Origin of the sequence: Streptomyces smyrnaeus (assembly GCF_017676345.1) — a bacterium.
GTDB classification, from domain to species: Bacteria; Actinomycetota; Actinomycetes; order Streptomycetales; family Streptomycetaceae; genus Streptomyces; species Streptomyces smyrnaeus.
The window spans coordinates 205,776-224,951 of the sequence record NZ_JAFFZM010000011.1; the positions used below are offsets into that span (position 1 = coordinate 205,776).

The 19,176-nt window shown below is 73.5% G+C and carries 21 protein-coding genes and 1 pseudogene; 9 read left to right on the forward strand and 13 right to left on the reverse strand.

Annotated elements, in window-relative coordinates; translation table 11 throughout:
- Nucleotides 1-82 precede the first annotated feature (82 nt).
- The 3 genes from JW613_RS19635 to JW613_RS19645 form a co-directional block, all read right to left on the reverse strand.
- Nucleotides 83-3,322, reverse strand: coding sequence for an AAA family ATPase (locus JW613_RS19635; RefSeq protein WP_209212125.1), 3,240 nt, complete (start codon nucleotides 3,320-3,322; stop codon nucleotides 83-85).
- Complete coding sequence (locus JW613_RS19640; protein ID WP_209212126.1) at nucleotides 3,319-4,563, reverse strand: exonuclease SbcCD subunit D; 1,245 nt, start codon at nucleotides 4,561-4,563, stop codon at nucleotides 3,319-3,321. The genes JW613_RS19635 and JW613_RS19640 overlap by 4 nt, the downstream gene beginning before the upstream one ends.
- Before the next feature lie 162 nt (nucleotides 4,564-4,725).
- Nucleotides 4,726-5,388 carry a YigZ family protein gene (locus tag JW613_RS19645; protein WP_209212127.1) on the reverse strand — a complete coding sequence of 221 codons (663 nt, stop codon included), beginning with the start codon at nucleotides 5,386-5,388 and terminating at the stop codon, nucleotides 4,726-4,728.
- A 94-nt stretch (nucleotides 5,389-5,482) separates the two neighbouring features.
- Between JW613_RS19645 and JW613_RS19650 the strand changes: the two genes are divergently transcribed.
- Both JW613_RS19650 and JW613_RS19655 read left to right on the forward strand, forming a co-directional pair.
- The gene (locus JW613_RS19650) at nucleotides 5,483-5,890 is read left to right on the forward strand and encodes a CoA-binding protein (protein WP_099878262.1); all 408 of its coding nucleotides are present in this window, start codon (nucleotides 5,483-5,485) and stop codon (nucleotides 5,888-5,890) included.
- Between the two features lie 23 nt (nucleotides 5,891-5,913).
- Nucleotides 5,914-6,423: a GNAT family N-acetyltransferase gene (locus JW613_RS19655; RefSeq protein WP_209212128.1), complete on the forward strand. Its 510-nt coding sequence runs from the start codon at nucleotides 5,914-5,916 to the stop codon at nucleotides 6,421-6,423.
- An 8-nt stretch (nucleotides 6,424-6,431) separates the two neighbouring features.
- On the opposite strand, the gene JW613_RS19660 is transcribed toward JW613_RS19655, so the two are convergent.
- Entirely contained in the window at nucleotides 6,432-6,992 is a 561-nt protein-coding gene (locus JW613_RS19660) for a YbaK/EbsC family protein (protein WP_209212129.1), read from the reverse strand.
- A gap of 59 nt (nucleotides 6,993-7,051) precedes the next feature.
- Complete coding sequence (locus tag JW613_RS19665; protein ID WP_185016214.1) at nucleotides 7,052-7,639, reverse strand: helix-turn-helix domain-containing protein; 588 nt, start codon at nucleotides 7,637-7,639, stop codon at nucleotides 7,052-7,054.
- An 89-nt stretch (nucleotides 7,640-7,728) separates the two neighbouring features.
- Here JW613_RS19665 and JW613_RS19670 point away from each other — a divergent pair, with 89 nt between their 5' ends.
- Nucleotides 7,729-8,601 carry a DMT family transporter gene (locus tag JW613_RS19670; RefSeq protein WP_209212130.1) on the forward strand — a complete coding sequence of 291 codons (873 nt, stop codon included), beginning with the start codon at nucleotides 7,729-7,731 and terminating at the stop codon, nucleotides 8,599-8,601.
- A gap of 12 nt (nucleotides 8,602-8,613) precedes the next feature.
- Here the strand turns inward: JW613_RS19670 and JW613_RS19675 are convergent, their stop codons facing one another.
- The 4 genes from JW613_RS19675 to JW613_RS19690 form a co-directional block, all read right to left on the reverse strand.
- A complete protein-coding gene (locus tag JW613_RS19675) occupies nucleotides 8,614-9,387 on the reverse strand; it encodes an acyltransferase (protein ID WP_307865953.1) in 774 nt (257 codons plus the stop codon).
- A gap of 104 nt (nucleotides 9,388-9,491) precedes the next feature.
- Nucleotides 9,492-10,040, reverse strand: a complete 549-nt coding sequence (locus JW613_RS19680) for a gamma carbonic anhydrase family protein (protein ID WP_209212132.1) — start codon at nucleotides 10,038-10,040, stop codon at nucleotides 9,492-9,494.
- A 43-nt stretch (nucleotides 10,041-10,083) separates the two neighbouring features.
- On the reverse strand, nucleotides 10,084-10,851 hold the full coding sequence (locus JW613_RS19685) for a DedA family protein (RefSeq protein WP_209212133.1): 768 nt from the start codon (nucleotides 10,849-10,851) through the stop codon (nucleotides 10,084-10,086).
- Between the two features lie 113 nt (nucleotides 10,852-10,964).
- Nucleotides 10,965-11,420, reverse strand: coding sequence for a DUF4442 domain-containing protein (locus tag JW613_RS19690; protein ID WP_099878278.1), 456 nt, complete (start codon nucleotides 11,418-11,420; stop codon nucleotides 10,965-10,967).
- Between the two features lie 136 nt (nucleotides 11,421-11,556).
- Here JW613_RS19690 and JW613_RS19695 point away from each other — a divergent pair, with 136 nt between their 5' ends.
- Nucleotides 11,557-12,684 carry a DUF8017 domain-containing protein gene (locus tag JW613_RS19695; protein ID WP_209212134.1) on the forward strand — a complete coding sequence of 376 codons (1,128 nt, stop codon included), beginning with the start codon at nucleotides 11,557-11,559 and terminating at the stop codon, nucleotides 12,682-12,684.
- A gap of 40 nt (nucleotides 12,685-12,724) precedes the next feature.
- Here JW613_RS19695 and JW613_RS19700 read toward each other — a convergent pair whose 3' ends face one another.
- Both JW613_RS19700 and JW613_RS36815 read right to left on the reverse strand, forming a co-directional pair.
- Nucleotides 12,725-13,585: a spermidine synthase gene (locus tag JW613_RS19700; RefSeq protein WP_307865954.1), complete on the reverse strand. Its 861-nt coding sequence runs from the start codon at nucleotides 13,583-13,585 to the stop codon at nucleotides 12,725-12,727.
- Nucleotides 13,586-13,622: 37 nt separating this feature from the next.
- Nucleotides 13,623-13,943 (reverse strand): annotated as a pseudogene (locus JW613_RS36815) (GTP-binding protein); the annotation flags it as partial.
- Between the two features lie 722 nt (nucleotides 13,944-14,665).
- Between JW613_RS36815 and JW613_RS19710 the strand changes: the two are divergent.
- Together JW613_RS19710 and JW613_RS19715 are read left to right on the forward strand one after the other, a co-directional pair.
- Nucleotides 14,666-15,445, forward strand: coding sequence for a TVP38/TMEM64 family protein (locus tag JW613_RS19710; protein ID WP_307865955.1), 780 nt, complete (start codon nucleotides 14,666-14,668; stop codon nucleotides 15,443-15,445).
- Nucleotides 15,446-15,478: 33 nt separating this feature from the next.
- Complete coding sequence (locus JW613_RS19715) at nucleotides 15,479-16,351, forward strand: undecaprenyl-diphosphate phosphatase (protein WP_209212137.1); 873 nt, start codon at nucleotides 15,479-15,481, stop codon at nucleotides 16,349-16,351.
- Nucleotides 16,352-16,381: 30 nt separating this feature from the next.
- On the opposite strand, the gene JW613_RS19720 is transcribed toward JW613_RS19715, so the two are convergent.
- Nucleotides 16,382-16,702, reverse strand: a complete 321-nt coding sequence (locus JW613_RS19720; RefSeq protein WP_209212138.1) for a DUF6343 family protein — start codon at nucleotides 16,700-16,702, stop codon at nucleotides 16,382-16,384.
- A 108-nt stretch (nucleotides 16,703-16,810) separates the two neighbouring features.
- Complete coding sequence (locus JW613_RS19725) at nucleotides 16,811-17,101, reverse strand: DUF6011 domain-containing protein (RefSeq protein WP_372447966.1); 291 nt, start codon at nucleotides 17,099-17,101, stop codon at nucleotides 16,811-16,813.
- Nucleotides 17,102-17,266: 165 nt separating this feature from the next.
- Between JW613_RS19725 and JW613_RS19730 the strand changes: the two genes are divergently transcribed.
- The 3 genes from JW613_RS19730 to JW613_RS19740 all read left to right on the forward strand — a co-directional run bounded on the left by JW613_RS19730 (nucleotide 17,267) and on the right by JW613_RS19740 (nucleotide 19,082).
- Entirely contained in the window at nucleotides 17,267-17,461 is a 195-nt protein-coding gene (locus tag JW613_RS19730; RefSeq protein WP_209212139.1) for a hypothetical protein, read from the forward strand.
- A 139-nt stretch (nucleotides 17,462-17,600) separates the two neighbouring features.
- Nucleotides 17,601-17,873: a hypothetical protein gene (locus JW613_RS19735; RefSeq protein WP_209212140.1), complete on the forward strand. Its 273-nt coding sequence runs from the start codon at nucleotides 17,601-17,603 to the stop codon at nucleotides 17,871-17,873.
- Between the two features lie 174 nt (nucleotides 17,874-18,047).
- Nucleotides 18,048-19,082, forward strand: coding sequence for a DMT family transporter (locus JW613_RS19740; RefSeq protein WP_209212141.1), 1,035 nt, complete (start codon nucleotides 18,048-18,050; stop codon nucleotides 19,080-19,082).
- Nucleotides 19,083-19,176 lie beyond the last annotated feature (94 nt).

Sequence of the window (19,176 nt, forward strand, 5' to 3'; positions counted from 1 at the left end):
CCCTTCCCCTCTTCCCCATTCCGCCGCGACGGCGGGCAGCCGGACAGTGAGTCGTCGGCTGAGCACCGTCGCGGCGGAGAAGCTAGCCGTCCGCGGGAGCCGCATGGTGGCGCAGCGCGGAGCCGTGCCGGGATTTGACGACCTCCAGCTGGGCGGGCACTCGCTGTCGCAGGTCGGCCACGTGGCTGACGATGCCGACGCAGCGATCCCTCTCGCGCAGCGAGTCGAGCACGTCCAGGACCTCATCCAGCGTCTGCTCGTCCAGGCTGCCGAAGCCCTCGTCGATGAAGAGCGTCTCCAGCCGGGTGCCGCCGGCCTCCTCGGTCACCACGTCGGCGAGTCCGAGGGCGAGGGCGAGGGAGGCGAAGAACGTCTCACCGCCGGAGAGGGTGGCGGTGTCCCGCTCGGCTCCGGTCCAGGCGTCCACGACGTGCAGGCCCAGCCCGGATCTGCCGCGCCCGGAGGCCCGTGCGTCGGAGTGCACCAGTGTGTAGCGGCCCGAGGACATCCGGGCGAGGCGTGCCGAGGCAGCGGCGGCGACCTGTTCGAGCCGGGCGGCCAGCACATACGACTCCAGCCGCATGCGGCGCTCGTTCTCGGCCGACGTACCCGCCGCGAGAGCGGCTAGCCGGGCGACGCGGTCGTAGGCCGTACGCAGCGGCGCCAGCCTGCGCGCGCGGTCGGCGGCGCGCGCCCCCAGCCCGTCCAGTGCCTCCACCGTGCCCCGCGCGGCATGGCGTTCGGCGTCGGCGGAGCGCAGCCGCGTCTCCGCGGCATCGGCGACGGCCCGCGCCGCCTCGGGGTCCGCCGCCGACCGCGCGGCTGCCGCGGCCAGTGCGGGGTCGGCCAGTTCCTCGCGCACGGCTGCTTCCTCGGCCTGCCGGCGTTCCAGCCGGGTACGCAGCTCGCGCTGCTCGGACTCGGGCAGCACGGCCTGCTCCGCGTCCTCGGGCCCCCGGAACCCGGCCCGGTCGGCGGCGTCGGCCAACTGCTCCGCGGCCTCGGCGAGCCGTTCGGCGGCGCGGGCGGCCGTGTGGGCGGCCTCCGCCGCCCGGGACAGCAGTCCGACGCGCCGCTCCAGCTCGGTGAAGCGGGCGGCGACGCTGGGGGCCTCGCCGCGGGCTTTCGCCAGCCGCTCGGTGAGGGCCGCCAGCTCCCGCTGCAGCGCGTCCCGCGTGGAGGTGCGGGCCGCTGCACGGCGCTCGGCGTCCTGGCGCGCGTTCTGCCGCTCGGCATGCTCGCGTTCGGCGGCGGCCAACGCCTCACGCGCCTCGTGGGTGCCGGACGCCTGCCTGTACGCCTCCGCGTGCTCGTCCTCCAGCGCGGCGACGGCGGCGGCCAGCGCCTCGGTGCTCGCGTCCTCGGCCTCCCCCGGGAGCGCGGCGGACCCCTCGGTCCCCGGCCCGCCGACGGCTCCGCCCGCCGCTTCGGTCTGAGCCGCCGTGTGGTTCTCGCGCAGCGCCGCGAGGCGCTCCTCGGCCGACCGGCGGTGCTCGGCCGCCCGTTGCGAGGCGGCGAGTGCGGCGTCCTCGGTCGCGCGGTCCACATGGTCCGGCTCCTCGCGGGCGGGAGCCGGGTGGGCGGTGGAGCCGCAGACGGCACACGGCTCGCCCGCCACCAGGTGGGCGGCGAGCTCGGCCGCGACACCGCGCAGCCGCCGCTCGCGCAGGGCGAGCCAGCGCTCCTTCGCCTCGGCGGCCACCTCCCGGGCGCTGTGCAGGGCTTCGACGGCGGCCGAGATCTCGGTGGCGAGCTGGTCGCGGCGGCGCGCGGCCTGGAGGCGGGCGCGGGCCGGGTGGAGCCGTCCGGAGAGGTGTTCGGCGCGGGTGGCAGCCTCCTGTGCGTCCTCGACGCGGCGCTGGAGGGTGTACCGCTGCTCCTCCCAGGCCGCCAGCCACTCCGCCGCCTCGCGGAGCAGATCCTCGTCGGCCCGTGACTCGGCGTCCAGCCGGCGCAGTTCGGCCTCGATCCCGGCAGCGCGCGGCTCCTCCTCGCGGACGGCCCGCAGCGCGCCCAGCTCCTGGCGCAGCTCCCGCTCCAGCTCCGCCAGCCGCTCGGGGGCGGCCTCGGCCAGGGGCTGCGGCAGGCGGGCCCGCGCGTCCCGTTCGGCCGCACGCGCCCGGACGTGCTCGTCATGTGCCGCCCGGTGGAACCGGAGCGCGGGCGCCACGGCCTCGGCGGACTGCGCCCGCTCCAGTCGGCGCCGCAGCGCCTCGCTCTCCTCCGCGCCGGCCGCCAGTTCGTCGGCGCGTTGCCGGGCGCGGGCGAACCGCTGCTGTGCTCGCGCGAGTTCGCGGCTCGCCTCCAGTTTCTCTACGGCGGTCCCGTACCGCTCGCGCGCCGTCTCGGCGGCCAGGGCGGCGCAGGTGAGGCGCTCCCTGGCGTAGCAGCGGGCCTGCGCCGCCCAGGTCAGCACGGCTTCGGTGAGACCCGGGTCGCCGGGTGCGAGCCGGCCGCGCTCGGGTGCCACGGACTGCTTGGCACGGGCGCCGCCCCGTCCGGCACGCCGGGTGCCGCCCGTTGCGGTGCCGGGCTCCGGGCCCGAGGTGGCCGCCGGGGCGCTGCCGGACGCCGGGGCGGTGCGCTGGCCGGGGAGGGGCTGCGCTTCGGGCGCGGGTGTGGGGCCGTCGCCCAGTTCCGCGGGATCGCCGACCGCCTGCCGCATCCGGTGGGCGAGGGCGAGCAGTTCCTCGTCGGCCGCGGCGACCTCCTGCTGGGCGCTCTTGCGCCTGCGCGCCAGCTCTTCCTCGACGGCCGCGAACCGGCCGGTGTCGAAGAGGCGTCCCAGCAGCTTCGCCCGGTCCTCGGCGCCGGAGCGCAGGAACCGCGCGAAATCGCCCTGCGGCAGCAGCACCACCTGGCAGAACTGCTCCTTGCTCATCCCCAGGGCCTGGCCGATCTCCTCGCCGATCTCCTGGTGGGAGCGGCTGAGGCCGTGCCACTCACCGGTCGCGGGGTCCAGGACGCGCAGCTCGCAGCGGGCCCGCTCCCGGGTGAGACCGGTGCCGCGGGCCTTGGGACGAAGCTGCTCGGGGGCGCGGGTGAGCTCCAACCGCCGGCCCGCGACGGTGAGGTCGAGGACGACCTGGGTGCGGGTGCGGGGGTCGGCGTGGTCGCTGCGCAGGGTGCCGCCGGGCTGCTGGCGGGCGCCGGGCACGCCTCCGTAGAGGGCGAAGCAGACGGCGTCCAGCACGGAGGTCTTGCCCGCCCCCGTGGGGCCGTGCAGCAGGAAGAGCCCTGCCGAGGAGAGGGTGTCGAAGTCGACGGTGTGGGTGCCGCTGAAGGGGCCGAAGGCGGTGAGGGTGAGCCGGTGGAGCCTCATCGGACCACCCCGGGTGCGCCCTCGCCCTGCCGCGCCGCCGTCGGTGCCGTCGGTGCCGTACGGGAGGCGGCGAGCGGCTCGTCCGGTTCCGACTCGGCGACGCGGACGGCCTCCAGCGCCTGTCCCAGCATCTCGCGTTCCTCGGGCGCCGCCTGCCGCCCTGGCCGTACGTGGCCGACGAAGTCCTCGGCGATCTGGCGGTCGGTGCGGCCCTTGAGCCGGACGGCGTAGGAGCGTGAGTCGTCGGTCTCCTCCCGCTCGGGTGCGAAGACGAGGCTGACGATGTGCGGGAAGCGCTTCGCCAGCCGGGCCATCGGGTCGTGCGGGCGGGCGGCGTCGGTGAGGGTGGCCTCCACCCAGGAGCCCGTGTGCTGTTCGTGGGCCGGCTCCTCCAGCAGTTCGGCGAGTGTGCCGCGCAGCCGGGCCAGGGGGCGCGGGACAGGACAGCGCAGCCGCTCGGCGGCCGGTTCGCCGCCGGGGCCGAGCTCGACCAGCCACATCGACTTCTCGTGCCCGGCCTCGGAGAAGGAGTAGGCGAGCGGGGTGCCCGAGTAGCGCACCCGTTCGGTGATCGACTGACAGTTGTGCAGATGACCGAGGGCGACGTAATCGACGCCGTCGAAGACGGAGACGGGTACGGAGGCGACCCCGCCGACGGTGATGTCCCGTTCGCTGTCGGAGACTTCGGCACCGGTGACGAAGGCGTGCGCCAGGACGACGGAGCGGGTCCCGGCGGGTCTGGTGGCGAGGTCGGCGCGGACCCGGTCCATCGCGGCGCGGAGCACGGCGGTGTGGCCGGTGCCCTCGGCGCCGAGGGTCTGGCGCACCAGCGAGGGCTCCAGGTAGGGCAGCCCGTAGACGGCGACCTGGCCGCCCCCGTCGGCGCCGTCGAGGAGCACCGGTGTGCCGCACTCGCGCGGGTCGGTGCGCAGGTGCACGCCCGCACGGCCCATCAGCTTCGAGCCGACGCCGAGCCGGCGTGCCGAATCGTGGTTGCCGGAGATCATCACGGTGGGCACGCCCAGGTCAGCGAGGCGGTGGAGCGCCTGGTCGAACAGCTCGACCGCGGCGAGGGAGGGGACGGCGCGGTCGTAGATGTCGCCGGAGACGAGCACGGCGTCCACCGCGCGCTCCTCGACGGTGGCGACCAGGTGGTCGAGGAAGGCACGCTGGGCATCGAGGAGGCTCACGCGGTGGAAGCTCCGGCCCAGATGCCAGTCCGAGGTGTGCAGCAGACGCATGGTCAACGACCTTACGGCCCACCACTGACAGCGCGTGCCGCACCCCGGACCGTCCGCTGTCCCCCGCCCGCTCCGGACGGTGCGCGCAGCTGGTGTGCTCGGACGCGCCCGCAGTCGGTGCGTTCGTACGGCGCGCTCAGACGGTGCACGCAGACGGTGCACTCAGACGGTGCCGAACGCCTCGCCGCCCACCTCGACGTGTGCGGCGCCCGCGGTCGCGTCGGCGAGCCAGCGCCGGAATTCGGCCACCTCCGCGCCGGGCAGTCCGAGTTCGATGGTGACCTCGGCGCCGTACCGCACCTCGCGTACCTCGCGCCCGGTGGCGCGCAGATCGTTCTCCAGCCGTCCGGCACGCTCATGGCCGACGGTGACCGTCACCAGCCGGAAGCGCCGCCGGGTGACGGTCCCGACGGCGTCCAGGGCCTCTCCGACCGCTCCGCCGTACGCCCGGATCAGGCCCCCCGCGCCCAGCTTGACACCGCCGAAGTAGCGGGTGACGACGGCGACCGCGTAGCGGACCTCACGGCGCAGCAGCATCTGGAGCATCGGCACTCCCGCGGTGCCGCCCGGTTCACCGTCGTCGTTCGCCTTCTGGATGCTCGCGTCCGCGCCGATGACATAGGCGGAGCAGTTGTGGTTGGCGCCGGGGTGCTGCTTGCGCACCCGCGCGATGAACTCCTGTGCCTCGGCCTCGGTGGCGGCGGGTGCGAGGGCGCACAGGAAGCGCGAGCGGTTGACCTCGGTCTCGTGCACACCCTCGGCCGCGACGGTGAGGTACTCCGCCGGTCCCTCCGGCTCGTGCTGTGGGCGCTGCTCGGGCTGCATCCCGCCAGCCTATGGCCGCGGGCCGCGGGAATCGGTGCGGGGTGCGAGCCGTTGTCGGGGTGGAGGGGGCATGTCTGCTGCGGAGGAGAGAGCGATGTACGGCGATTCCGGGACGGTACGGGAGATTCTCACCGAGCTGGGTGATACCTGGGCGGTGGTGGGGCTCTCCCGGAACACCTCCCGGCCCGCATACGGGGTGGCGGAGGTGCTCCAGCGCCACGGCAAGCGGATCGTGCCCGTCCACCCAGCGGCGGAGACGGTGCACGGCGAGCGCGGCTATCCGAGCCTGGCGCAGATCCCCTTCCCCGTGGACGTGGTGGACGTCTTTGTCAACTCCCGCCTGGCGGGACAGGTGGCCGACGAGGCGGCGGCGATCGGCGCCAAAGCGGTCTGGTTCCAGCTCGGGGTGGTCGACGACGCGGCGTACGAACGCACCCGGGCGGCCGGTCTGCGGATGGTGATGGACCGGTGTCCGGCGATCGAGATTCCCCGGCTGGGATGAGCGCGGCGCGCTAGCGTCCACGCATGATCGACATACGCAGGGCGACACCCGACGACGCCGAGGAGATCGTACGGCTGCGCAGGGTCATGTTCGCTGCCATGCTCGGCCGGGACGAGCCGGGGCCGTGGGAGAAGGAAGCCGTACGCATCGCGCGGCGGCAGCTCGCGCTGGAGGACTCTCCGCTGCTGGCGTTCGTGGTGGACGGCGAGCGGCCCGACCTGCCGGCCCACCTCGCGGCGTGCGCGGTGGGCCGGGTCGAGGAGCGGCTGCCGGCGCCGGTGAGCCCGCACGGCCTGTTCGGCTTCGTCTTCAACGTGTGCACCGACGAGCGGTACCGCGGTCGCGGCTACGCTCGGGCGACGACCGCCGCGCTGCTGGCCCAGTTCGCCCGCGCGGGCGTCACGCGCGTGGATCTGCACGCGACGCCGGAGGCGGAGGCGATGTACCGGTCCATGGGCTTCGCCGAGCACTCGATCCCGCTGTCGCTCGATGTCGGCACACCGGACGCCGCCTCCCGGCCTCCACGGCGCTGAGCGCTGGACTAGCCGCGCAGCCCCAGCCCCTCCACGACCTCGGCGCCGGGCAGCGAGGCCAGTGCCTTGCCGGGCACGATCAGCTTGCCCCGGCGGCTGCCGCTGCCGATCAGCACCCAGGGCAGGGCCGCGACTTCGGCGTCCACCAGCAGCGGCCAGTCGCCGGGCAGCCCGACGGGAGTGATGCCGCCGTACTCCATGCCTGTCTCGCCGACGGCGGTCTCGTGCGGTGCGAAGGAGACCTTGCGGGCGCCGAGACCGCGCCGGACCGCTCCGTTGACGTCGACGCGGGCGGCGGAGAGCACCACACATCCCGCCAGGGTGCGGACCCCGCCCTGCTTGGCGGCGACGACGACACAGTTGGCGGAGGACTCCAGCAACTCCTGGCCGTAGGCCTCCACGAAGGCGGCCGTGTCGGCCTTCTCGGGATCGGTGTCGACGTGGAACAACTGGTCGGCGGGTACGGGGCCTTCCCAGCCGCGGACCGCGGTGGCGACGGGGGCGGCCAACTGGTCGAGGACCTCGGGGGCCGGCCTGGCGTTGTCGAATTCTCCGATGGGCGCACGCATACCGGCACTCTAGCGAGCGTCGGGCCGACGGGTACCGTTCGGCCGCGGACCGGGGAGGGTCAGCGCGGTTCGGGTACCGAGACGGCCATGGTCATCTCGACGGTTTCCGTACCGTCGTTGCGGTAGCCGTGCGGTACGTGCGACTCGAAGCAGGCGGAGGTCCCGGCCGGGACGGTGTACTTGTCGCCGTCCACATCGAGGGTGAGCGTGCCCTCCCTGACGTGGACGAGTTCGGCGGTGCCGATGGGGTGCGGATCGGAGTCGCTGGCGTCGCCCGGCACCAGCTTCCAGTGCCACAGCTCGAGCGGCCCGGGGGCCTCCGTGCCCGCGAGCAGGGTGCTGTGGCTGCCGGCCTCGGTGGACCAGAGCCTTACGGCCTGCTCCGGGGGGACCAGCCGGACCTGCGGCTCCTGGTCGAAGTCGAGCAGCGAGGTGATGCTGACGCCGAGCGCGTCGCCGATCTTGACGACGGTGCCGACGCTGGGGTTGGTGCGGGCCTGTTCGATCTGGATGAGCATGCCCCGGCTGACACCTGCCCGCGCGGCGAGCGCATCCAGGGTGAAGCCGCGCTCGGCCCGCAGGTGTTTGAGGTTGCGGGCCAGCGCCTGCGTGAGGTGGTCGAGGTCCGTCACGGTGTTCCGCACCATCCAAAATACTAGATTGCAGAGTGCACTACGCTGAACTACGGTGTGCTGGACTTGAGTGTTCACCACACTGTACTGTGAGGTATTCCGTCATGACCGCTGTCTTTGCTTTGGCCACCAGTCTCCTGTGGGGGCTGGCCGACTTCGGCGGCGGGCTGCTCAGCAAGCGTCTGCGCGAGCTGACCGTGGTGGTCGTCTCACAGGGTGCGGCCTGCCTGGTGCTCGGCGCCATCGTGCTGTCCACCGGCGCCTGGAGCGAGCTGGACGCCCGGCTGCTGTGGTGCGCGGTGGCCGCCGGCGCGATCGGGCCGGTGTCGATGCTGTGCTTCTACCGGGCGCTGGCCATCGGCCCGATGGGCGTGGTCTCACCCGTCGCCACCCTCGGCAGTGTGGCGGTGCCGGTGGCCGTCGGCATGGTGCTGCACGGCGAACGGCCCGGCCTGCTGCAGGCGGTGGGCACCCTGGTCGCGGTCACCGGTGTGGTGCTGGCCGGCGGCGTGGGCGGGGGCAGCGCGCCCGTGCAACAGCGCACCGTCCTGCTGACCCTCATCGCCGCCTTCGGCTTCGGTGCGACGATGAGCCTGGTCGCCGAGGCGTCGACGACCATCGCGGGGCTCTTCCTGACGCTGTTCCTCCAGCGGGTCGTCAACGTCGTGGTGGGGGGCGGCGCACTGTACGCCTCGGTGCGGCGGGGCACCCCCGCGCTCCCCGAGGAGGGGGTCCGGGCCGTGTGGACGGTGCTGCCCGCGCTGGCCTTCGTCGGCCTGGCGGACGTCGCCGCCAACGGGACCTACGCCGTCGCGGCACAGCACGGCCCGGTCACGGTGGCCGCGGTGCTCGCCTCCCTCTACCCGGTGGTCACCGCGCTGGCCGCCCGGGGCGTCCTCCAGGAGCGGCTCAGGGCCCTGCAGACCGCGGGCGCGGGACTGGCGCTGCTGGGCACGGTGCTGCTCGCCTCGGGCTGACCGGCGCGCGGCTCAGCCGCCGTCCGCGGTGCCGTCGGGGTCGCGGTCGCAGCCGCCGTCCAGCGGGCCACGCCGGTGGGGCAGTTCGGCCAGGGCGAGCAGTTCCTGCGGGGTGACGCCCTCCGGGACGGGCACCGGCGGCGGGGTGCGCAGCGGCGGCTGCCATCCCTCCTCCGGATCGAAGCGGCGCACCACTTTGGCGGGGGCTCCCGCGACCACCGCGTGGTCCGGCACCTCCCCGCGCACCACTGCACCCGCCGCGACCACGACGTTCCGCCCCAGCGTCGCACCCGGCAGCACCACGGCCCCGGCCCCGATCCAGCTGCCGGCGCCGATCTCGACAGGTGCCGTGCGCGGCCACTGCTTGCCGACCGGCCGTGCCGGATCGTCGTAGGAGTGGTTGGTGGAGGTGATGTAGACGTACGGGCCGCAGAACACGTCGTCCCCCACGCTGACCCGGGTGTCGGCGATGACATGGCTGCCCCGGCCCAGCACCACGCCGTTGCCCAGCCGCAGCACGGTCTCGGGGCCCAGGTCCAGATCCGGCATCATCCCGGCCGTCAGCGTGACGTCCTGGCCGACGACGCAGTGGTCGCCGAGCTCGATCCACGGCGTACCGAAGAGCGTTCCCTGCGGAAAGGCGAGCCGGGTCCCGGTGCCGATCCGGCGGAACGCGTACGGCCCGGGGCGCTCGGCCGTGACGGCTCCCGCGTACTGGACCCGGCGCCAGATGCCGTGCACGGCGCGGGAGGTGAGGGACGAGAACGTGTTCCTGAGGGATGGCACGCCGTCACGGTAGCGCCCTGGCACCCGCTCGCCCCGGTGAGGTTCCTCACCAGTAGCTTCCGGGTCGCGCCGACCCGGCCGCAGCCGGTCCGCGGCTGCGCGGCTCAGGAGGGCGAGGGCGGCTCGCAGACGGACGCCGCGCGATGCTGTGCGGCCAGCTCCACATAGGCGAGCGCGTTCAACCGCACGCCCTCACGCTCCTCCTCGGTCAGCTCCCGGCGCACCTTGCCCGGCACCCCGGCGACCAGCGAGCCGGGCGGCACGACGGTGCCCTGCGGCACCAGGGTCTGCGCGGCGACGAGCGAACCGGCACCGATGTGCGCGCCGTTGAGGACGGTGGCTCCCATACCGATCAGCACCTCGTCCTCGACGGTGCAGCCGTGCAGCACCGCGTTGTGTCCCACGGTGACCCGTGCGCCGACGGTGACGGGGAAGCCCGGGTCGCCGTGGACGGTGCAGTTGTCCTGCACATTGCTGTCCTCGCCCAGCACGATGGGACCGGCGTCGGCACGCAGCACGGCGCCGTACCACAGGCTCGACCCGGCGGCCATGGTGACCTGGCCGGCGATCACGGAGGTCGGCGCGTTGAACGCCGCGCCGTCCAGTTGGGGTTCGTGCCCGCCGACCGCCACGAGCAGTCCACGCTGTGCCACACCACTCTCCGCTTCGGGTATGCCGCTGTTGCCGCGTTCCGTCTCACTCACCTGCCGGGCCCGTCGCCGCGGTGTCCAGCTCCGGCGCCGCAACGCTCACGCCGTCCGCGGACCGGTCCGCGTCCCCGGCACCCGCGGCCGTCCGCTCCCCTCCGGCTCCGGCGGGGTCCGGTCGCCCTTCCGCTACCGGGCTCCCGGTCGTCCCGGCCGTGACCTTCGCCGCGCGGCGCTTGACGATCACCATGGAGGCGACGCCGATCAGCACGGCGACCACCAGTCCGAGCCAGGAGAAGCGCTTGAGCCACGCCTCGGCGACGATACCGACGTAGTAGATGACGGCGGTCGTACCACCGGCCCACAGCACTCCGCCCAGCACGTTCGCCGTCAGGAACTTCCAGTACGGCATCTTCAGTACGCCCGCGAGCGGTCCGGCGAAGATGCGCAGCAGTGCGATGAACCGGCCGAAGAAGACCGCCCACATACCCCACCGCTGGAAGGAGCGTTCGGCGGTGGCCACATGGCCGGGCCCGAAGTGCTTGGGGAACTTCCGGCCCAGCCACTCCAGCAGCGGCTTGCCGCCCTTGCGGCCGATGGCGTACCCGATCGAGTCGCCCACCACGGCCCCGACCGTGGCGCAGGTTCCCAGGATCAGTGGGTCGATGTGGCCCTGCTGCGAGGCCAGCAGCGCGGAGCTGACGAGAACGATCTCCCCGGGCAGTGGAATGCCCAGGCTCTCCAGCCCGATGACGACCCCCACCAGGAGGTACACGCTCACGGCCGGAACGCTCTCCAGCCACTCCTGGATGTGCAACTGCGGCTTCCTCTCATGACACGGGCACGAGCTGTCATGGCAGCACGGGTCCGGAAGCCTACTCGACCGGGCACCGCCCGGGCCGCGCACCCCGCGTCGAGCGCAGCGCCAGGTCAGTCGTTGGGCCGCAGGGTCCAGACGATGGTCATCTCACTGGTGACGGCGCCGTCGGGGCGGCTGAGCGCGACCCGCACCGGAAACTCCGGTCGTTCGCCCCTGTCCAGCTCCGCGACCACGTCGGCCGCCGGGCGGCCGAGTTCGGCGGTGGCGGTGACGACGCCCTTGGCGATCTTCTTGAAGTCCATCTCGGCGCGCACCGGCAGCGGGACGGAGCGGGAGAGCTGGTCGGCGAAGGCGGCCAGCGTCACCGCTCCGCTCGCCGACTCCGCGAGCGTGAACATCGCACCGGCGTGCGGGCCGCCGACGTGGTTGTGGTACTCGCTCCGGTCGGGCAGCGAGACGACGACCCGCTCCGGTGTCGTTTCGAGGTACTGGAGGTCGAGGGTGCGGGCCATGGGCACGGAAGCCCTCATCATCTCGCCGATGTCCGGCTGCGACTGAGTGGTCATGGCCGCACGTTACCACTGAGTAACCGCGGGCGGGAGAATCGTTCTTTCCCGCTTCCGACCCATTCATGTAGCGGGTACGTACCGATCCGAGGGGAGCGGTGGTCGGCAGGAAGAGCGCACCATAGGGTTGTCAGCCATGTGGCCAGGACAGCAGCAGCCCGGGGGCGAGCAGAACCCGCAGCAGCCGAACCCGTACCAACAGCCCGGCTACGGGCAGCCGAACCCGTATCAGCAGCCCGGCTACGGGCAACAGCCTCCGGGCCAGCAGCCCGGTCACGGGCAGCCGCCGGCGGGTCAGCCCGGCTACGGGCAGCAGCCGCCGACCGGTCAGCCCGGTTACGGGCCGCAGCAAGGAGCGCCGTCGTACCCCTACGGCCAGCAGCCGGGCGGCCCCGGCCAGTCGGGGCAGTGGGGCCCGGCGGACATGCCCGGCGGTCCGCAGTCGCCCAAGGGCGGCGGGAGCGGCGGGGGCGGCCGGAAGAAGACGGTCGTCATCTCGATCGTCGCCGCGGTCGCGGTCGTCGCGGCCACCGTCGCGGGCGTCGTCGTGCTCGGCGGTGACGACGACAGCGGCAAGAAGAACGAGGCCGACAAGTCCGCCTCGCCCTCGGTGAAGACCAAGCCGGAGAAGAGCGAGGATGCGGACCCGGGAGGCGGGGGCAAAGCCTCCAAGGACCCGTCCGACCCGGTGGTCCCCGGCTGGCAGACCGTCGTCAACCCCAAGTGGTACTCGGCCTTCGACGTACCGGACAGCAAGGACTGGACGCTCGCGAGCCAGGGCACCATCACCGGCTTCGAGAGCGACAAGGGCAAGGTCCTGGTCGCCATGTCGGCGCCCGCCTACTACAAGGACAACTGGTGCAAGGAGAGCAGCCGCGCCGCCGTCGGCACCAAGGGCGGGCAGGGCTCCAAGAACACCAAGGAGGCGGCGCGGATCGCGGCGGGCAACTTCGCGATAGCCGGCTACGACCAGAAGCAGAAGGGCACCCTCAAGGTCTCCAAGGCCAAGCCGTTCAAGAACAAGCACGGCATCAAGGGCCACACCGCCACCGCGAAGGTCACAGGAGCTCCCAAGGCGGACAAGTGCGCCACCAGCGCGGGCAAGGTCGTCACGGCGTCCTGGATCAACAGCAACGGTGACCTGGCGATCTGGGTCCTCTACACCGACGCGGGCGTCAAGGACGAGCTCCCGGACGCCACCATCAAGAAGATCATGGGCAGCCTCCGCACCTACGACGGCGGCGGGAACGAGCCCCGCGGCTGACCCGGCAAGCCCGGCGCGGTGCGGGCCCGGGGCGGCGCCTTCAGCCGATGCTGAAGGCGCCGTCCGGCGGTTCGGGGCTCGGTACGGCGTCGCCGTCCTCGACCGCCCGCGCGCCGCTCGTGAAGCGCTCCAGTGCCGCTCCGTGCTCCACCCGGGCCGGAAACGGATCGGCCGAGCAGCGGCGGGCCAGTTCGGACAGCGGCTGCTGGTGCCGCGAGGCGAGCAGCAGAATGTTGCCGAACCGCCGTCCCCGCAGCACCGCCGGCTCGGCGACGACTGCCAGCTGCGGGAAGACCGCGGCGAACGTGGCCAGTTGGGAGGCCAGGAAGCGGAACGGAGCGGCGTCGGCGAGATTGGCCACGTACGTGCCCCCGGGCCGCAGCACCCGTTCCACCTCCCTCGCGTACGGCAGCGTGGTCAGATGCGCCGGCACCTGCGAGCCGCCGTAGACGTCGGCCACCAGCACGTCCGCGCTGCCGGTCGGCGAGGACTCGGCCAGGGCCCGCCCGTCGACGGCCTCCACCGTGATGTCGGCACCGTCCGGGAGTGGCAGGTACGCGGCGACGAACGCGGTCAACTCGGCGTCCGGGTCGGCCACCTGCTGCCGCGAGCCGGGCCGGGTGGCGGCGAGGTAGCGGGGCAGGGTCAGCGCTCCCCCGCCGAGGTGGAGCACGTCCAGCGGCGCCCCGGGCGGCGCCGCCACATCCAGCAGGTGGCCGACCCGGCGCGCGTACTCGAACTCCAGATGCCGGGGGTCGTCCAGGTCGACATAGGACTGCGGCGCCCCGTCCACGGTCAGTAGCCAGGCCCGCTCCCGGTCGACGTCCGGCAGCAGCTTGGCGGTGCCGCCCGCGACGGCTCGGGTGCGGGGTATCTGCTCCCCGTGGGCGTCGGTGTCCACCGCCCCATTGTGCGGGTGGGCGGGCGGCTCAGGACACCTCGGGCAGGGGCACGTAGGTGTCGACGGCATCCAGCAGCGCCTCGATCGTGCCTTGCCACCGTGGATCGCCCTCCAGCGCACGGCGGGCGGAGACCCGTACGGCCGGGAGGGACTCCCCCGCGAAGCCGTGCGCCGTCAGCTGCGCCCGTACCTCGCTCTCCACCAGCTCGGTCAGCTCGTCGTTGCCGGCGTCGGCCATGGACAGGGCCACGACCAGGTGTGCGAGGCCGCTGCGCCGGGCGAGCGCGAGGTGGTCGGCCGTGCCGGAGCGGGCGCCTTCCAGGACGGAGACGACGAGCACCGCACCGTCGAGGCCACCCAGCCCCCCGGGGCCGAGCGGATCCTGCCGGTCTTCCCGGCCTTCCAGGTGTTCCGGGCCCTCGGCAGGGTCCAGCAGGGTGTAGCGACGGGTGTCGGTCGCGTACCGGAATCGTCGTCGTGGCCGGTGTGGATATCCGGGGCGGCGGGGGCCGGGGGCACCGGGCGTGCGGGCCGCCGCCAGCGCAGCGGCCAGCGTGGTCTTGCCGTGCCCTTGGTGGCCCAGCGTGCCGATGGTCAGATGCGGAACGGGATGCGGGATGACGCACGGGTGGGTGTGGCCGGACATGGGTGCCCTCCTGGACCGGTACGAGACGAGGCGGGACCCCGCAGGAGGACCGACCCTCCCCTGCGGGGTCCTCGGTTCGGTCCGGGAAGGGTCAGCGTCGGCGGAGACGGACGCCGGGAGGCAGGCAGCAGGCGTGCGTGCCCGCGGTCAGCACGCGCAGGCCCGGGAGCGGGACGAGGGCAGCCCGCGGAGCGGCCGCGACCGCGGCCGGAGCACAGAGTCGGGGCTGCCGGAACATCGGTCGATCATCGCCCGCTCAACCGCCCCGCGTCGAACGGTTTTCGACGCTGCCGCCCGCGGCCCGTGCTGCGCCCTCCGGCGCAGGTGAAAGCGGGGATGGACAGCGGACGAACACCGCTTCGAAGCGGCACCTTTCGGGCTTTCCGTACCGCATCGAACAGCGGAGGGACCGGTTCGTCGGTTACGCTCCCAGCGTGCCCGTCCCCGCCACGCAGCCAGACGGACTCCCCGGCCGTCTCACCAGGACGCTGCTCTCACCATGGTCCCGCCTCGCCCTGCTGGCCGTACTGCTGTGCGGGGCGGCGACGACGATGCTGCTGTACGAGCCCCAGCGGCTGCTCGCCCACGGCTGGCCTCCGCAGGCCGCCGGCGGAGTGGCCGTCGCCCTCTTCGGCGCCGCCTACGGGCTGTGCACCGCGGCCTTCGTACCCCGCCCGGTGCTCAACGTCGCGGCAGGCGTGCTCTTCGGCGCGCAGGCCGGCACCTTCTCGGCGACGGCCGGCACGGTGATCGGCGCGGGCATCGCCTTCGGACTGGGCCGACTGCTGGGCCAGGACGCGCTGCGCACACTGCTGCGGGGGCGTTGGCTGGCCGCCGCCGACCGTCAGTTGAGCAAGCACGGCTTCCGCTCGATGCTGGTGATCCGGTTGCTGCCCGGCGTACCGTTCGCCGCCTCCAACTACGGCGCCGCCGTCTCCCGGATGAGCTGGCCCGCCTTCCTCGGGGCGACGGCGCTCGGTTCGGTGCCCAACACCGCGGCCTACGTCATCGCGGGCAGCAGCGCCGCGACGCCGACTTCCCCGGTCTTTTTGGCCTCGTTCGGTTTCATCGCGCTCTCCGGGCTGGCGGGCGGCGTGGTCGCCTGGCGCAAGCGCGCCCAGCTGCGGGGCACCGCCCCCCGCGAGGCCGCCGCGACCACCGCCCCTCCCGAAGCCTGCTCGCCGCCGGTGCGCGAGCCGGTCTCCCACCACTGACACCGACTATCACAGGGACGAGCCCCGCCGCAGATGTCTTGGTTTGAATCCTTCGTCCTCGGACTCGTCCAGGGACTGACCGAGTTCCTCCCGATCTCCTCCAGCGCCCATCTGCGGCTGGTCGCGGCGTTCGCCGGCTGGAAGGATCCCGGCGCCGCGTTCACCGCCGTCACCCAGATCGGCACCGAGGCAGCCGTGCTGATCTTCTTCCGCAAGGACATCGGCCGTATCCTCGCGGCCTGGTTCCGCTCGCTCCACGACCGCGAGGCCCGCAGCGACCACAACGCGCAGATGGGCTGGCTCGTCATCGTCGGCTCCATCCCGATCGGGGTGCTCGGACTGACCTTCAAGGACCAGATCGAAGGTCCGTTCCGCGATCTGCGGCTGATCGCGAGCACGCTGGTGGGTCTGGGCATCGTCCTCGGCATCGCCGACCGGATGGCGGCCCGCGACACCAAGGGCGGCCGGCACCGGGCGCGGCGCGAGCGCAAGTCGCTGGAACAGCTCACCGTGCGCGACGGCCTGCTCTACGGATGCGCGCAGGCACTGGCGCTGGTACCGGGGGTGTCCCGGTCGGGCGCCACCATCAGCGGTGGCCTGTTCATGGGGTACCGGCGCGAGGCGGCGGCCCGGTACTCCTTCCTGCTGGCGATTCCCGCGGTGCTCGCCTCGGGCCTGTTCGAACTCAAGGACATCGGCGAGGGGCATGTCTCCTGGGGCCCGACACTCTTCGCCACCGTACTGGCGTTCGTGGTGGCATATGCCGTCATCGCATGGTTCATGCGGTTCATCTCCACCCGCAGCTTCATGCCGTTCGTCATCTACCGGATCCTGCTGGGACTGGCCCTGTTCGCGCTGATGGCGGCGGGCGTGCTCAGCCCGCACGCGGGCGAGTCGGTGGGCTGACCGCCGGACCCGGGGGCGGACCGGCTGCCGTCAGCGGCGCCGTTCGCGCTCCTGCCGGCGCCTGCGCCTGAGCACCAGCAGATCGACGGCCGCACCCAGCGCCAACGCGCCGCAGACGGCTGCCAGCACGACGAGAACCCGGTCGCTGGGGGTGCTGTGGCTGTCGGAAGAGGCGGCCCACCAGGCGAACAGCGCCGCGGCCGCGGCGAAGAACGGCACTCCGATGGACGACAGCAACGTGCGCAGTCGGAGGTCGCTGCGGGCGGTCACCGGTTCGGTACCGGAGCGGGGGCGGCGGTGGGAGCGGGGATCGTCGTCCCGGTGCGGGCCGGGCTGCGGTGGCTGGGACACGGAAACTGCCTTTCGCCGGTGGACTCCCCCATGATTCCCGGCGCGCTCCGGAAACCCGGCGCGGACGCGCCAGTGGCCCGGCCGGGACGCGTCGGGGCAGCGGAGGATTCACAGCCCCGGCAGCGCGTCCTGGTCGACCTCGTGCCGGGCCGGTGCGGGGGCGCTGCGTACGGCCAGCTTGCGACGGCAGTCCGGCCCCAGGCCCCACAGCCGGGAGGCCCGGTCGCGCAGCGGCTGCCCGCACATGCGGCACAGCACCCGCCGCCCGGACACCGGCTCGCTCCCCGGCAGCGGGGCCGCCTGGGCGTCCACCCGCTCCGCGGCTGCGTCCTCCGCCGCCCGTGTGGTGGCCACCGCATCGCCGCCGGCGGCCCGGTCCGGCTCCCATTTCGCGGTCATCCGCGCCCCCTTCCCCGGCGTCACGAGCCCTGGCACCGCACGAGCCCGTCGGCACGCACCGTACCAACACGAACACCCGTCCGGAGTATCCCGAAATGCACGGTGCATCCCCACGGACCCACGGTGGGCGTGGAGACAACAACTACCTCTCTCTTGGGAGCGAACATGCGAATCCGTACCGCCATTGCCGCCGGCGCCCTCAGCGCCGTCGCCCTGCTCGGCACCACAGCGGGGACCGCGGTCGCCAACGACGGCCCCAAAAAGTCGCCGAGCATTCTGGACCTCGGCGTGAACGCCTGCGGCATCAACGTCATCCCGGCGCTGAGCGTCCCGCAGAGCTACTGCAAGAACACCTTCTGAGGTCCAGGCACCACAGTGCACGTCGGCCGTCGGACCCCGCCCCCGCACCGTGCGGGCGGCGGGGTTCCGTCGGTTCGCGTCGAGCGATCAGCCCGCGCACTGTTGTGCCGAGCGGGAAAAGGACTGCCACACTGGCCGCATGGACAAGTTCTACCGTGGTCCCGCGACCCTGCTGACCGGAGCCGCCGAGGTGCCGGTCGACGCGGCGCTGTTCACGGAGACCAGCGGCGCGGGAACCGCATGGTCCGGCACCATCAGGCCGGAGGGCAGCCAGCCACTGTGGACCGAGCTGGAGGGCGACACGGCCGGGCTGCGGCTGGCCGACGGACGCGTCTGCCGGGTCACCTTGCTGGGCAGCGGTTTCGGGCCGGTCGAGGTCTCGGGCGAGGGCCCCCTGCCGACACAGCCTTAGCCGCCCGGCACGGCGGTAGTCCTCCGGAGGTCACCTGACAGGCGGATACGAGCGCGCGCCGTACTCCGCTGGCTGTACATCAAGACGGTGCTGACAGGTGACGACAGGTCACCGCGGAGACGGGATCGTGGAGGGCATGAAGCCGATGCCCAAGCCGCGCCGCACGGACCGGATATGAGCGCACTGACGATGGCGGTGCTGCTGTCCCTGGTGTCCGCCGTCAGCTACGCGCTGGCCGCGATCGTGCAGGAGCGGATCGCCACGACGACAGCACCCAGCCGGTGGGGCCTGCTGCGCACCGGCATGTGGTGGACCGCCGCCGTGCTGCAGGGGGCGGGCGCGCTGCTGCATGTGGTGGCGCTCGGGCTGGGACCGCTGACCGTCGTCCAGCCGCTCGGCGTGCTCACGCTCGTCCTCGCCGCCCCCATGGCGGCCCTCCTGGGGCGGCGTCCGGTGACCCCGTCGGCATGGCGGGGCATCATCCTGGTCTCGGCCGGTTTGGCGGGCATACTGCTGCTCACCGGGAACCGGGGCGCCGACTCCCTGGACGGCACCGGCCAGTTCGCCCTGGCGGCATGTGTGCTGGGCTCCGTCGCGCTGCTGGTGGGCACGGCGACAGCGGCACGCCGGATGGCCCACGACCGCCCCGGGAGCCGCCTCGTCGCACTGCGCAGCGCATCGCTGGCGCTGGCCGCCGGGGTGGCCTACGGCGCCGCCTCGGTCTTCGTGAAGACGCTCGCCGACAGCTGGACCTCCGCCCCCCTCGCCGCCACCGTGCCGCTCGCCGTGCTGACGGTGGTGCTGGCGACCACCGGGCTGGCGAGCTCGCAGGCCTCCTACCGGGACGGAGGTCTGGCCACACCGCTGGCGACCGCCACCGTCGCCAACCCGGTGGTCGCCGCGGCCGCCGGGATCCTCCTGCTGGACGAGGGCTTCCGGTACGGCGCGACGGGCACGGTGCTGGCGCTGGGCGCCGGGGCGCTGGCCGCCTGGGGCCTGGTCGTACTGACCTCCGACAGCGCCCGGCAGGCACGGCCGGAGGAGACTCCGCAGGCCCGGCCGCACGAGCCGCGACGGCGGTCCGGCGGAGCCGGCCGCGCCGCGGGGGCCGAGTTCGCGGCGCAGCACACACCGGAGGCAGCGGTACGAGTCGCGGTCGTCCCCGGCCCCCGCGCTCCCGCGAACCGCCACCCGGTGCCCGCACCATGACGCCGCCGCGGGCGCGGCGCACACAGCGGCGCACACATGTGTGCAGGTGCGCCGCGCCCGCCCCAGTACGCCCTCTCGCTCCCACGCACCCCCT